This window comes from Aquabacterium sp. (genome assembly GCF_049274795.1).
Lineage (GTDB): Bacteria > Pseudomonadota > Gammaproteobacteria > Burkholderiales > Burkholderiaceae_C > Aquabacterium.
The window spans coordinates 1-11,857 of the sequence record NZ_JBASTH010000039.1 but is presented as its reverse complement, the minus strand read 5'-3'; the positions used below and the strand labels follow the sequence as shown (position 1 = coordinate 11,857).

Here is an 11,857-nt window from a genome sequence, read left to right as displayed (position 1 = left end):
TTGATCGGCGCAAAGAGGCCGACAACAAGCGACGTGATCCGAAGAAGAAGGCGCGCCGCTGGGTTGTCGAGGTTTGCCATAGTTGGTTCAATCGGTTCCGCAAACTCCTCGTGCGATACGAGAAGCTCGAACGCAGTTTCCTTGCGCTCAACCATCTGGCTGCTGCCATCATTGCGTTCCGCAAAGTACCACTACGCGTAAATATAATTTACGGATAGATTCCAAATCAAGGATCACCCCATAAAGCCTGCACGCTTGTGCCTTGTCGCCCTTGCCTTCTCTCTGGCATCGGCCAGCACCTTCGGAGACACCCGCTCGTTCCGTTGCAAGCAGGATCTCGTCAAGCTGGGTGACAGCAAATCCACGGCCTTGAGCAAATGCGGCGAGCCCGTGATGAAGGACTCCTTCTGCAGGAAGGAACAGCAGGCCGTGGCGCCTGCAGCCACATCGTCATCGAACCGGGGCACCACGGTCATCGTCAACAACGGGTGCGACACGGTGGATGAATAGGCCTACAACCCTGGTGTCGGCCAGTTCATGACGACGCTGCAATTCGAACAGGGCATGCTCAAGGCCATCAAGTACGGCGCGCGAGTGCGCTGATACGGAGGCAAGGCCCAAGCCACCAAGCAAAAAGCCTTGCAAGTTTTCACTTGCAAGGCTTGTGCTTGGTGGGCGGTGCAGGGTTCGAACCTGCGACCCCTGCCGTGTGAAGGCAGTGCTCTACCGCTGAGCTAACCGCCCGAAACTTGTTCGGGTTTCACTGATCTGTCGTGATCAGCGAAGATCATGACTATACCACAGTTTCCAGCGTCTTCCACAAAGTTTTGCCGCCACTGGCCTTGTCGAGGTCGGCCAGCACGGCTTCGAAGGCCGTGGCTTCGTCTTCCGAAGGTGTGATCACGGGCAGGTCGAAGGTGCTGAAATCGATGGCGACGATTTCGGTCGTGGCCTGCGTGTCCTTGCCCTCTTCCACCGCATCGATCAGAAGCGCGTCCTGGCCGCGCGTCATGTTGATGTAGACGATGGACAGCAGTTCGGCGTCCATCAAGGCGCCGTGCAGCGTGCGATGCGAGTTGTCCACCTCCAGCCGGCGGCACAGCGCATCCAGCGAGTTGGACTTGCCCGGGAACATCTCCCGCGCCATCACCAGCGAGTCGATCACGCCGGCCACGTGGTCGGTAAACACGCCCTTGTCCAGGCGCTTCAGCTCGGCATTGAGGAAGCCGATGTCGAAGCTCGCGTTGTGGATGATGATCTCGGCACCGCGGCAGTACTCCAGGATTTCGTCGGCCAGCGCCGCGAACACGGGCTTGTCGGCCAGGAACTCGTCGGTCAGGCCGTGGATCTTGACCGCGTCTTCGTGGCTCTTGCGCTGGGGGTTGATGTAGAAGTGAAGGTGTCGGCCGGTCAGGCGGCGGTTGACCATCTCCACACAACCGATTTCGATGATGCGGTCGCCGGACTCCGGGCTCAGGCCGGTGGTTTCTGTGTCGAGGAAGATCTGTCTGGACATGGTTCGATGCGGGTCAGTGGCAGGCGCCGGGCCACCCCAAGCCTGCCGCTCCCCCTCGGGGGGACGCGAACGCAGTGAGCTAGGGGGTCAGTGATTCTCGCGCGCGTGGTTGATCGTGTATTTCGGGATTTCCACCGTCAGGTCTTGGCCCGCCACGAAGGCCTGGCAGCTCAGGCGCGAATTGGGCTCCAGGCCCCAGGCGCGGTCGAGCAGGTCCTCTTCCGTGTCCTCGATCTCGTTGAGGCTGTTGAAACCCTGGCGCACGATCACGTGGCAGGTGGTGCAGGCCGCGCTCATGTCGCAGGCGTGCTCGATCTCGATGTTGTTCTCGAGCAGGGCCTCGCAGATGGAGGTGCCAGGTGCGGCCGTGATCTCGGCGCCCTGGGGGCAGAGCGCGCTATGCGGCAGGATCTTGATGATGGGCATGGGGACTTGATTGCTTAGATCTGGTCGATCTGGCGGCCGGCCAGCGCCTGGCGGATGCCGCGGTTCATGCGCTCGGCCGCGAAGGCCTCGGTGCCGTTGGCCAGGGCCTTGGTGGCGGCTTCCAGCACCTCCAGTTCGCCACGGTCGCAGCGCTGTCCGATCTCGGCCATCAACTGGTCGATCTCGGCGCGTTGTTCGGGCGTGAGCAGGTCGCCATCGGCGGCCAGCGCGGTGCGCGTGGCTTCCAGCAGGCGTTCGGCCTCGACGCGGGCTTCGCGCAGGGCGCGGTCCTTCATGTCGGACGCGGCGGTGGTGAACCCTTCGCGCAGCATGTGGGCCACCTGGTCGTCGCTCAGGCCATAGCTGGGCTTGATCACGACGGAGGCTTCGACACCCGACAACTGCTCGCGCGCAGACACGCTCAGCAGGCCATCAGCATCGACCTGGAAGGCCACCCTGATGCGCGCAGCGCCCGCCACCATCGGCGGGATGCCACGCAGCTCGAAGCGCGCCAGCGAGCGACAGTGCTCGACCTGTTCGCGCTCGCCCTGCACCACGTGCACGGCCAGGGCGGTCTGGCCATCCTTGAAGGTAGTGAAATCTTGCGCCAGCGCGCAGGGGATGGGCGTGTTGCGCGGGATGATGCGTTCGACTAGGCCCCCCATGGTCTCCAGGCCCAGCGACAGTGGCAGCACATCGAGCAGCAGCAGTTCGCCCTGCGCGTTGTTGCCGGCCAGTTGGTTGGCCTGGATGGCGGCGCCCAGGGCCACCACTTCGTCGGGGTTCAGGTCGGTCAGCGGGGTCTTGCCGAAGAAGGCGCCCACGGCGTCGCGCACGGCGGGCATGCGGGTCGAGCCGCCCACCATCACCACGCCCTGTACCTCGTCGGCCTTGATCTTGGCATCACGCAGCACGCGGCGCACCGAGGCCAGCGACTTGTCGATCAGCGGCCTGGCCAGTTCGTTCAAGCGCTCGCGGGCGATGCTGACGGACAGCATGCCGCCCGACAAGGCGCACGACAGGTGCGCGCTGCCGTCGGTGGAGAGCTTCTCTTTCACGCGGCGGGCGGCCACCAGCACGGCGCGCTTGTCCTGCGGCGTGATGGCCTGCATGCGCGCATCGGCCAGCGCGGCATCGGCCAATGCGTGGTCGATGTCATCACCACCCAGGGCCGAATCACCACCCGTGGCCACCACCTCGAACACGCCCTGGCTCAGGCGCAGCAGCGAGATGTCGAAGGTGCCACCGCCCAAGTCGTAGATGGCGTACAGGCCCTCAGCGCCGTTGTCCAGGCCGTAAGCGATAGCCGCAGCCGTGGGCTCGTTGAGCAGGCGCAGCACGTTCAGGCCGGCCATCTGAGCCGCGTCCTTGGTGGCCTGGCGCTGGGCGTCGTCGAAGTAGGCGGGCACCGTGATCACGGCGCCGAACAGGTCGTCGTTGAAGGTGTCTTCGGCGCGCTGGCGCAGGCTGGCCAGGATCTCGGCCGACACCTCGACCGGCGATTTCGCGCCGGCCACGGTGTGCACGGCCACCATGCCGGGCTGGTCGTCGAAGTCGTAGGGCAGCTTGCCGGCGTCGGGCAGGTCGGCCAGGCGGCGGCCCATGAAGCGCTTGACCGACACCACGGTATTGACCGGGTCCTCGGCCTGGGCCGACAGGGCCTCAAAGCCGATCTGGCGGCGGGTACTGCCACGGTCGTCCAGCAGGTAGCGCACGGCCGAGGGCAGGATCACCCTGCCCTGCTCATCGGGCAGGCATTCGGCGGAACCGTGGCGCACGGCGGCCACCAGCGAGTGGGTGGTGCCCAGGTCGATGCCCACCGCGATGCGCCGCTGGTGCGGGTCGGGGGTCTGTCCGGGTTCGGAGATCTGCAGCAGGGCCATGGGGTGGTGGCTTCAGAAAGAAATCAGAGTTGGTCTTCGTAGCGCTCGAGCCGGCTGTCGATCTCGTCGCTCAGGCGGTCGATGAACATCAGCGCGCGCACTTCCTGCGCGGCCTGGGCGGCGTTGCCATCGACATCCAGCAGGCGGGTAACACGCTCAAGCCGCTCGCGCCGCTCGGCAGAGACTTCATCCAGCAGGGCCTGGGCCTCCAAGGCATTGCCGACCTCGTCCAGCGCCTCGCGCCAGGTCATCTGCTGCATCAGGAAATCGCCCGGCATCGCGGTGTTGCTCTCGGCGTTCACGGGCACACCAGCCAGTTGGCACAGGTAGGCGGCGCGCTTGAGCGGATCCTTCAGGCGCTGGTGGGCCTCGTTCACACGCACGGCCCACTGCATGGCCACGCGCTGAGCGGCGGCACCTTCGGCCGCGAAGCGATCCGGGTGCACATGGGCCTGCAAGGCCTTCCAGGCCGCGTCCAGCTTGGCGCGGTCCAGCGCGAAAGCCTTGGGCAGACCCAGCAGGGTGAAGTCGTCGGCGTCGAGGTTCATGTCGGCTCAAGAAATGCGAAACCCCACCAGGGGCGGGGCTTCGTGCGGTACCGGCATTCAAGACACCGGTCGGGACGCGTCAGATCACGCGTTCAGATGCGGAAGGATTCCCCGCAACCGCAACGATCACGCTCGTTGGGGTTGTTGAAGCGGAAGCCCTCGTTCAGCCCTTCGCGCACGAAGTCGAGTTCGGTGCCGTCGATGTAGGGCAGGCTCTTCGGATCGACCAGCACCTTCACGCCGTGGTCTTCGAAGACCACGTCTTCAGCGGCGATCTCGTCGGCGAACTCGATCTTGTAGGCCAGGCCCGAGCAGCCGGTGGTCTTGACGCCCAGGCGCACGCCCACGCCCTTGCCGCGGCGGGCCAGGAAGCGGGTGACGTGGCGAGCGGCCGAATCCGTCAGCGTGACGGGACGCCCTTGATGCCCTTCGGGCAACTCAGGCAGCGGCACCGTGCCGGGCCCGCTCGTGCAGGACCCGCCAACTTGGGCTTGGTCAGGCGACATTCTTGGCCTTGTAGTCGTTCACGGCGGCCTTGATCGCGTCTTCCGCCAGGATGGAGCAGTGGATCTTGACCGGCGGCAGGGCCAGTTCTTCGGCGATCTGCGTGTTCTTGATGCTCAGGGCCTCATCAAGCGTCTTGCCGCGCACCCATTCGGTGACCAGCGAGCTGGACGCGATGGCCGAGCCGCAGCCGTAGGTCTTGAAGCGGGCATCTTCGATCACGCCGGTGCTGGGGTCGACCTTGATCTGCAGTTTCATCACGTCGCCGCAGGCGGGCGCGCCCACCATGCCGGTGCCCACGGACTCGTCACCCTTTTCGAAGGAGCCGACGTTGCGGGGGTTTTCGTAGTGGTCAATGACCTTGTCGCTGTATGCCATGATGAAACTCCAAGAACGAGGTAAGCGTAGCGCGTTGACGCGATGTCAGTGCGCGGCCCACTGAATAGTGCTGAGGTCGATGCCGTCTTTGTACATGTCCCACAGGGGCGAAAGCTCGCGCAGCTTGGCGACGCGCTCCTTCAGCGTGGTGATCACGTAATCGACTTCTTCTTCCGTCGTGAACCGGCCGATGGTCATGCGCAGCGAGCTGTGCGCCAGCTCGTCGCTGCGGCCCAGGGCGCGCAGCACGTAGCTGGGCTCCAGGCTGGCCGAGGTACAGGCCGAGCCCGAGGACACCGCGATGCCCTTGATGCCCATGATCAGCGACTCGCCCTCAACGAAGTTGAAGGAGATGTTCAGGTTGTGCGGCACGCGCTGAGTCAGATCGCCATTGACGAAGATCTGCTCGATGTCCTGCAGCCCCTTGTACAGGCGCTGTTGCAGGGCCTGGATGCGGGGCAGTTCTTCGGCCATTTCTTCCTTGGCGATGCGGAAAGCCTCGCCCATGCCGACGATCTGGTGCGTGGGCAGCGTGCCCGAGCGCATGCCGCGCTCGTGGCCGCCACCGTGCATCTGGGCTTCCAGGCGCACGCGAGGCTTGCGGCGCACGTACAGCGCGCCGATGCCCTTGGGGCCGTAGGTCTTGTGCGAGGCCAGGCTCAGCAGGTCGACCGGCAGCGTGGCCATGTCGATGGCGACCTTGCCGGTGGCCTGGGCCGCGTCGACATGGAAGATCACGCCCTTTTCACGGCACAGCTTGCCCAGGGCGGTGATGTCCTGCACCACGCCGATCTCGTTGTTCACGAACATGACCGAGGCCAGGATGGTGTCCGGGCGGATGGCGGCCTTGAAGGCGTCCAGATCGAGCAGGCCGTCTTCCTTGACATCGAGGTAGGTGACCTCGAAGCCCTGGCGCTCCAGTTCGCGCATGGTGTCCAGCACGGCCTTGTGCTCGGTCTTGACCGTGATCAGGTGCTTGCCGCGGGTCTTGTAGAACTGCGCCGCGCCCTTGATGGCCAGATTGTTCGATTCGGTGGCGCCCGATGTCCAGACGATCTCGCGCGGGTCGGCGCCGATCAGCTCGGCCACCTGGGCACGCGCCTTTTCAACGGCCTCTTCTGCTTCCCATCCGTAGGCGTGTGTGCGGGAGGCGGGGTTGCCGAAGTGCTCACGCAGCCAGGGGATCATGGCATCGACGACGCGAGGGTCCACCGGGGTGGTGGCGCCGTAGTCCATGTAGATGGGGAAATGCGGGGTCATGTCCATGATGGGGGGACTGCTAACTTCTGGCTCGGTGCCCTCTCATCGGCCAGACGAGAGGGAAAGGCACCGGCGATTCACAAAACCTTCAATTATCGGGGCTAAGCCCTCACCGTGGGGGATACAACCCCTTACTTGGTGAGGACGGAACCCAGGGCGAACACCGAGTTGGGGGCCGTCACCTTGATGGGCTTGACCACCGGCTGGGTGGAAATGGCACGCTTGATCGGCTGGGCTTCGATGGAGATGCCCTTGGCGAGCTGGTCTTCCACCAGCTTGCGCAGGCTGATCGAATCGAGGTACTCGATCATCTTGTTGTTGAGGCTGGCCCACAGATCGTGGGTCATGCAACGGCCACCGTCATCGCCCATGCAGTTCTCTTTGCCGCCGCAACCGGTGGCGTCGATGGGCTCGTCAACCGCGACGATGATGTCGGCCACGGTGATGTCTTCGGCCTTGCGGCCCAGGGAATAGCCGCCGCCCGGGCCACGGGTGCTCTCGACGAGCTCATGGCGACGCAGCTTGCCGAACAGCTGCTCCAGGTAGGACAGCGAAATCTGCTGCCGCTGGCTGATGGCAGCCAAGGCGACGGGACCGGTGTGCTCGCGCAGGGCGAGGTCGATCATGGCGGTAACGGCGAAACGGCCTTTGGTGGTCAAGCGCATGTTGCTCTCCTTGTCGGGGGTGCGAGAGGCCCTGTACAGCTTAAGGGTTTACCTGAATGTGACCGATCCGGGATCGCCGGATCGGGAGGGCAGCTCTATTCCCGACTGAATGACTCAATTATAGGGAAACCCATTTTTTTGGTCAACTTTAGACGCGGGAGTTCCCTTAGGTGTTCCCAGGTATTTGATAGCGCTCAACTATCGTTCAGAAAAATGTGATTGGGTTCGGGCCCACGCCTCAAGCCAGCCGGCCGCGCAGGTGGTCGATCAGGCCTTCACAGGCTGATTCGACCAGGTCGAGCACATGACCGAACCCATCGGACCCGCCGTAGTAGGGATCGGGCACGGAATGCGTTCCAGCGTGCGTTGAATGGGATGGCAGGAAATCCAGCAGACGCACCAGCCGATCGCGCAAAGCCGGATCAGGACAGTTGTGCTGCAGACGGGCCAGGTTGTCCCCGTCCATGGCCACGAGCAGGTCGAAATCCCGGAAATCCAGCGCGTTGACCTGGCGGGCGCGCAGGGCGGACAAGTCATAGCCACGCAGGGCGGCGTGCTCCTGGCTGCGCGGATCGGGCGGGCTGCCGACGTGGTAGCCATGGGTGCCGGCCGAGTCGACCTCGACCCGCCCGTCCAGGCCCGCACGCTGCAACTGGTGGCGCAGCACGGCCTCGGCCGTCGGGGATCTGCAGATGTTGCCCATGCAAATCATCAACACCCGAAACGCATGGCGAGAAGATCCCCGAGACATGTTCCACCTCATCGAGATACCCTGTTGCCGGTAAATTTTGATAGGCTTTCGGTGCAGCATTGGCCAACACGGTTTTCGCCCACAAGATGAGAAATTATTTCAGGATTCCCGGCCCCGTATGCACCGAGCGGTCATCGCTCTGCTCGCTGATCAGCGCCTGGGCGGACGACCTCGGATTCCACCGCCCTCAGGCTGTGCAGGCGCCCCCGCCTTCAACACCCTGACGCTCAAGCAGTCGTCAACCCTGACGCTGCGGCCAGCGCCGGCCGTGGAGTCCCTGTTCAACTCCTGCCGCATGCCCCAGATGGGCATCGACGAAGAGGCCTACGAGGACGCCGCCAAGCAACTGAAGGTCGACGTCGCCGCGATCAAGGCCGTGGCCAACGTGGAAACCAAGGGCAGCGCCTTCGACAAGGAGGGGCGCCCGACGATCCTCTATGAGCGGCACTACTTTCACCGGCTGACGCAGGGCAAGTTCAGCAAGAAGAACCCTGACATCTCGAATTCTGCGTCCGGTGGCTACGGCAAGTTTTCCGCCCAATACGGCAAGCTCGAAAAAGCCTACAAGCTGGCGCCTGATGCGGCACTGATGTCGGCCTCATGGGGACGCTTCCAGATCATGGGTGCCAATCACGTCAGCGCCGGCTATACGACAGCCCAGCAGTTCGTGACGGCACACATGGTCTCGGAGAGCAACCACCTCAAGGCTTTCGTGAGCCTTCTGAGCAATGAGCCCAGGATGCTGAAAGCCCTGCAGGCCAAGGATTGGGCCAAGTTCGCCAGAGGCTACAACGGCCCCAAGTACAAAGACAATGACTACGACACCAAGATGCGAGAAGCTTATGAAGCGCTGCAAGCCAAGCCTGCTCGCAAGTGATTCGATGACGGCCAAACGAAACCTCGCTTGTGGATGGATGCTGGGCTTGATGGTGTGCAGCGCATCGGCTCAGGCCGCCCCCACCCCAACCCTGTGCCAGCCCGATGAAACCGTCTGGTTCTCATGCCGCATTGGCCAGGCCAAAACGGTGAGCCTTTGCGGCACGCCCCAGACACTGCAGTACCGCTTCGGCACACCGCAACGCGTGGAGCTTCAATACCCCAAGGTGGCCACAAACGGGTTCACGTCCTTCAGTTGGGGCCACTACAGCAGGTCGCAGGTGGACCGCATCCAGATCGGCTTCGACAACCACGGCACCACCTACGCTGTGTTCGACTACACCGAGGGCAAGCAACGTGACGCCGGGGTGGAGGTGAATGCCACCAAGCAGTTGCACTGCACCAGCGCGCCGCAAAGCCAGTTGGGCAAACTCAAGGACAAGCTGCCTTGTGACGAGGACAGCGCCCTGAACCTCGGCCACTGCCCAGCACAGTAAGGGCCGCTCAGCCGCGCCGGTTCAGCGAGCCGGCTTTGCCTTGGCCACCGCTGGGGCGATGTGGTCCCCTCCCGAGGCGCCAAAGGCCTGTTCCTTGAGCAAGGCCAGTTGGTCGCGCAGGCGGGCGGCCTTCTCGAACTCCAGGTTGCGAGCGGCTTCGAGCATGTCCTTCTCGAGCTGCTTGATGCGCTTGCCCAGGTCCTTCTCGCTGAGCGCACCCGCGTCGGCGATTGAGGCGGCCAGTTGCTCGGCGTTACGCAGGTCGTCCTTGGCGGCGTTGGACATCACGCCATCGATCAGCTCCTTCACCTTCTTGTTGATGGTGCGCGGCACGATGCCGTGGGCCTCGTTGTGCGCCATCTGCTTGGCACGGCGACGCTCGGTCTCGGCCATGGCCTTGCGCATGGACTCGGTGATCTTGTCGGCGTAGAGGATGGCGTGGCCATTCTGGTTGCGCGCGGCGCGGCCAATGGTCTGGATCAGGCTGCGCTCGGCGCGCAGGAAGCCTTCCTTGTCGGCATCCAGGATCGCCACCAGCGAGACCTCAGGGATGTCCAACCCCTCGCGCAGCAGGTTGATGCCGACCAGCACATCGAAGGTGCCCAGGCGCAGGTCGCGCAGGATCTCGACGCGCTCCACTGTGTCGATGTCAGAGTGCAGGTAGCGTACCTTCACGCCGTTGTCGGTCAGGTAGTCGGTGAGCTGCTCGGCCATGCGCTTGGTCAAGGTGGTGATCAGCACGCGCTCGTTCTTCTCGACGCGGATGCGGATCTCCTGCAGCACGTCATCGACCTGATGCGTGGCGGGGCGCACCTCGACGATAGGATCGATCAGGCCAGTGGGGCGCACCACCTGCTCGACCACCTGGCCGGCATGCTGCTGCTCGTAGGCAGCCGGCGTGGCGGACACGAACACCACCTGGCGCATCTTGCCCTCGAACTCCTCGAACTTGAGGGGACGGTTGTCCAGCGCCGAGGGCAGGCGGAAGCCGTACTCCACCAGCGTGGTCTTGCGCGAACGGTCGCCGTTGTACATGGCGCCGAGCTGGCCGATCATCACGTGGCTCTCGTCCAGGAACATCAGCGAATCGGGCGGCATGTAGTCCACCAGCGTGGGCGGAGGATCACCAGGCTGGGCGCCCGACAGGTGGCGCGTGTAGTTTTCGATGCCCTTGCAGTGGCCGATCTCCTGCAGCATCTCCAGATCGAACCGGGTGCGCTGCTCGACGCGCTGAGCCTCGACCAGCTTTCCATCGCCCACCAATTGCTTGACGCGCTCGTTGAGCTCAGCCTTGATGCCGTCGATGGCGCGCAGCACCTGCTCGCGCGGTGTCACGTAGTGGCTGGAGGGGTAGACCACGAAGCGCGGGATCTTCTGCTGGATGCGGCCCGTGAGCGGATCGAGCAGCGACAGCGACTCGACCTCGTCATCAAACAGCTCCACCCGCAAGGCCAGTTCGGAGTGCTCGGCTGGGAAGATGTCGATGGTGTCGCCGCGCACGCGGAAGGTGCCCCGGCTGAAATCCGCATCGTTGCGCTTGTACTGCATGCGGATCAGCTGCGCGATGGCGTCGCGCTGGCTGATCTTGTCGCCGTTGCGCACGATGAAGCGCATCTGCGTGTAGTCCTCGGGCTTGCCGATGCCGTAGATGGCCGACACCGTGGCCACGATGACCACGTCGCGGCGTTCGAGCAGGCTCTTGGTGGCGCTCAGGCGCATCTGCTCGATGGCCTCGTTGATGGCGCTGTCCTTCTCGATGAACAGATCACGCTGAGGCACGTAGGCCTCGGGCTGGTAGTAGTCGTAGTAGCTGACGAAGTACTCGACGGCGTTGTTCGGGAAGAACTCGCGGAACTCAGCGTAGAGCTGAGCGGCCAGTGTCTTGTTGGGCGCGAACACGATGGCCGGGCGCCCCATCTGGGCGATCACGTTGGCCATGGTGAAGGTCTTGCCCGAGCCGGTCACGCCCAGCAGGGTCTGGTAGCTCAGGCCATCCTGAATGCCCTCGACCAAGCCGGCGATGGCGGTGGGCTGGTCGCCCGCCGGCGGGTAGGGCTGAAACAGCTCGAAGGGCGAGTCCGGGTACTGGACGAACTGCCCCTGGGGCACTGGCGCACCGGACGCATTCGCGTCGGGGATCACTTCGGTCGATGCAGGCATGGAGGGCAATCTGGGGGCGTGCGTTGAAAGGTCAAGAGACCAAACCTCCAACTGTAAAGCGTTCGACATGAGGGCGCCGGAAAGCACCGCCGCCGCCCTCCGTTAATATTACTATGTCACAAAAGTAGTTTTACGCTTGTGCGTCCGCAGCAAGGGCACTGCCCCAGACGAGCGATGAGCGCATAGCTGAGCCGATGGCGCAAAGTTGTCATTGAGTTATCCCCGTGCCTCTGCGCGCGCAGGACTGCCACGGGGGATGTAATCATGGGGAAGGGCAGGCACTTGGCGTTCGAGGAAGTTTTTTTTGCCGCCGACTGGTTTGTCAGCAATCAGTCTTTCAGCCATGAGGAACCCGTATGCCGCGATGCTCAGACTGGCGTGGTGATGGAATCC

Annotated in this window: 14 protein-coding genes, 1 tRNA gene and 1 pseudogene; 4 read left to right on the top strand and 12 right to left on the bottom strand. The window is 63.8% G+C overall.

Annotation, left to right across the window (positions count from 1 at the left end; all coding sequences use genetic code 11):
• Positions 1–218 (top strand): transposase (locus WAQ08_RS06925; protein ID WP_422190327.1); only part of this gene is annotated, 218 nt, incomplete at its 5' end.
• Positions 219–255: 37 nt separating this feature from the next.
• Positions 256–510 (top strand): DUF2845 domain-containing protein, encoded by a 255-nt coding sequence (locus WAQ08_RS06920; protein WP_422190325.1) that lies wholly within the window; start codon positions 256–258, stop codon positions 508–510.
• Between the two features lie 159 nt (positions 511–669).
• Here the strand turns inward: WAQ08_RS06920 and WAQ08_RS06915 are convergent.
• The 10 genes from WAQ08_RS06915 to WAQ08_RS06870 form a co-directional block, all read right to left on the bottom strand.
• Positions 670–744 (bottom strand) — tRNA-Val (locus tag WAQ08_RS06915).
• Positions 745–793: 49 nt separating this feature from the next.
• Positions 794–1,516: a DNA polymerase III subunit epsilon gene (dnaQ, locus tag WAQ08_RS06910; protein ID WP_422190323.1), complete on the bottom strand. Its 723-nt coding sequence runs from the start codon at positions 1,514–1,516 to the stop codon at positions 794–796.
• Between the two features lie 87 nt (positions 1,517–1,603).
• Positions 1,604–1,942, bottom strand: a complete 339-nt coding sequence (gene fdx / locus WAQ08_RS06905) for an ISC system 2Fe-2S type ferredoxin (RefSeq protein WP_422190321.1) — start codon at positions 1,940–1,942, stop codon at positions 1,604–1,606.
• Positions 1,943–1,956: 14 nt separating this feature from the next.
• Positions 1,957–3,825 (bottom strand): Fe-S protein assembly chaperone HscA, encoded by a 1,869-nt coding sequence (gene hscA, locus WAQ08_RS06900; RefSeq protein WP_422190319.1) that lies wholly within the window; start codon positions 3,823–3,825, stop codon positions 1,957–1,959.
• A gap of 23 nt (positions 3,826–3,848) precedes the next feature.
• Positions 3,849–4,373 (bottom strand): Fe-S protein assembly co-chaperone HscB, encoded by a 525-nt coding sequence (hscB, locus tag WAQ08_RS06895; RefSeq protein ID WP_422190317.1) that lies wholly within the window; start codon positions 4,371–4,373, stop codon positions 3,849–3,851.
• A gap of 92 nt (positions 4,374–4,465) precedes the next feature.
• Positions 4,466–4,810 (bottom strand): iron-sulfur cluster assembly protein IscA, encoded by a 345-nt coding sequence (iscA, locus tag WAQ08_RS06890; RefSeq protein WP_422190329.1) that lies wholly within the window; start codon positions 4,808–4,810, stop codon positions 4,466–4,468.
• Between the two features lie 58 nt (positions 4,811–4,868).
• Positions 4,869–5,255, bottom strand: coding sequence for a Fe-S cluster assembly scaffold IscU (gene iscU, locus WAQ08_RS06885; RefSeq protein WP_422190314.1), 387 nt, complete (start codon positions 5,253–5,255; stop codon positions 4,869–4,871).
• Positions 5,256–5,300: 45 nt separating this feature from the next.
• Positions 5,301–6,521 carry an IscS subfamily cysteine desulfurase gene (locus WAQ08_RS06880; RefSeq protein WP_422190312.1) on the bottom strand — a complete coding sequence of 407 codons (1,221 nt, stop codon included), beginning with the start codon at positions 6,519–6,521 and terminating at the stop codon, positions 5,301–5,303.
• A gap of 125 nt (positions 6,522–6,646) precedes the next feature.
• Positions 6,647–7,180: a Fe-S cluster assembly transcriptional regulator IscR gene (iscR, locus tag WAQ08_RS06875; protein ID WP_422190310.1), complete on the bottom strand. Its 534-nt coding sequence runs from the start codon at positions 7,178–7,180 to the stop codon at positions 6,647–6,649.
• Between the two features lie 238 nt (positions 7,181–7,418).
• Complete coding sequence (locus tag WAQ08_RS06870; RefSeq protein WP_422190308.1) at positions 7,419–7,931, bottom strand: low molecular weight protein-tyrosine-phosphatase; 513 nt, start codon at positions 7,929–7,931, stop codon at positions 7,419–7,421.
• 118 nt (positions 7,932–8,049) lie between these two features.
• On the opposite strand from WAQ08_RS06870, the gene WAQ08_RS06865 reads away from it, so the two are divergent.
• Complete coding sequence (locus WAQ08_RS06865) at positions 8,050–8,808, top strand: N-acetylmuramidase family protein (protein WP_422190306.1); 759 nt, start codon at positions 8,050–8,052, stop codon at positions 8,806–8,808.
• Between the two features lie 4 nt (positions 8,809–8,812).
• Positions 8,813–9,304: a hypothetical protein gene (locus WAQ08_RS06860; protein ID WP_422190304.1), complete on the top strand. Its 492-nt coding sequence runs from the start codon at positions 8,813–8,815 to the stop codon at positions 9,302–9,304.
• A gap of 21 nt (positions 9,305–9,325) precedes the next feature.
• Here WAQ08_RS06860 and uvrB read toward each other — a convergent pair whose 3' ends face one another.
• A complete protein-coding gene (gene uvrB, locus WAQ08_RS06855; RefSeq protein ID WP_422190302.1) occupies positions 9,326–11,464 on the bottom strand; it encodes an excinuclease ABC subunit UvrB in 2,139 nt (712 codons plus the stop codon).
• Between the two features lie 216 nt (positions 11,465–11,680).
• Positions 11,681–11,857, bottom strand: a pseudogene (locus WAQ08_RS06850) (IS701 family transposase); the annotation flags it as partial.